The following is a 1,292-nucleotide window of genomic DNA, read 5'->3' as shown; positions in this document are numbered from 1 at the left end:
CCCACGTTTCCAAGAGCCGGGTCATCGACGTTGTGAGTCAAGCTGTGTCGCCCGAGGCCGCAGCGCCACTTGGTGCGATGAAAAAGGAACTCGCCGTGCAGGCTGCCGAGCGCGCACTTGCTGAAAGCCCGTGGCTTCCCGAGGTGCATCAGACGACGTAAGCTGCGCCCGCGATGAATGTTCAGGTCAGCCGCTGGCTGGCCTGAATCGCGGCCAATGGCTTGACCGGCACCCTCCCCGCGAAATTTTCATATATATGTAATTTAGCGGCTAAAGTTGCCAGCCCTGGGCTGGTGCGCTGACGAAGGCTGCTCATCAAGGGGCAAGGCCCCTTGGCCGCTAGGCTAATCCCATACCCATTCCAGGCGCGCGCAAGCGCTTGGTCGCTGCGCGACTGGGCGGAAACCGCCCACCATCCAGGCCTCGCTGCCGGCAATGCATGATCGGACCGTCCATTGGGACGGTATGGAAGAGGTACGCTCATCAGGGGAAGCTGCAAGCGCGCGATACCCCACGCGCCCTTGCAGCCCCCCCCTCTTGGCCGCTAGGGCTGCAAAGGCAGCGCGGCGCTGGCCGCCCCGCCAAAACCGGCCACACCCTGCGCCGGACTCGCCCCGCCCCTCCGGGGCCGCCCCGCCCTCGCCATTGGGCTCGGGTTGCCTCCGGCAATCCTTTGCTTTTAGGCCCGGCTTCGTCGGACCCCGTCCAGCATCCCTGTGTCGTACCAGTTATTCGCGTTCACCAACAGACACAACTGGCAAAAGTCTGCCTGTGCGTCGAAATTCCCATGGCGGCATCGCATCCTGATCGCTCCACAAGCCGCGGCGCTCCGCTTTAGCCGCGGCCTCCAGCTCGGGCAGAGCCTTGTTCGTATTGTATTTCGTGTAGACCCACGCAAAACCGCGCTCGATCTGCGCCCTGTTTGCCTCAACTCCCCCGCACGTGACAACGGCGACCGGACGTCGGTACCGGTCGACACTTTGGATGGCCACGATCGCATCCTTGCCGTAGCAAAGTTCAGACAGCGACTGCCTGGATCTCGCGCCAAAAGACTGCCGCTTTTCCGGCGCATCTATATTGCTGAGCCTGACCCTGACGGGTTTGCGGTCCTGCAGGACCGTCAGGGTATCTCCATCAGCGATTCCGATCACCTCGGCGGCATACGCCGGGGCTGTGATGAACGCGAGACCAATCAAAATTTTCAGCATGAGAATGCTCCGTGGGAATGCCGTTGTCTTCAGGCGACCATGCAATCATACTGTGCTTATGTAAGGGGTATCCAGTTAGCTCCA

General features: G+C 61.7%; 1 protein-coding gene. It reads right to left on the bottom strand.

All coding sequences use genetic code 11. From position 1 onward, the window contains the following. Positions 1-728: 728 nt before the first annotated feature. The gene (locus C7C56_RS12060) at positions 729-1,208 is read right to left on the bottom strand and encodes a thermonuclease family protein (protein WP_106757641.1); all 480 of its coding nucleotides are present in this window, start codon (positions 1,206-1,208) and stop codon (positions 729-731) included. Positions 1,209-1,292: the final 84 nt, after the last annotated feature.

Origin of the sequence: Massilia glaciei, assembly GCF_003011895.2 — a bacterium.
Lineage (GTDB): Bacteria > Pseudomonadota > Gammaproteobacteria > Burkholderiales > Burkholderiaceae_D > Telluria_A > Telluria_A glaciei.
The sequence above is the reverse complement of the archived record's forward strand: the minus strand, read 5'-3'. Positions and strand labels throughout refer to the sequence as shown.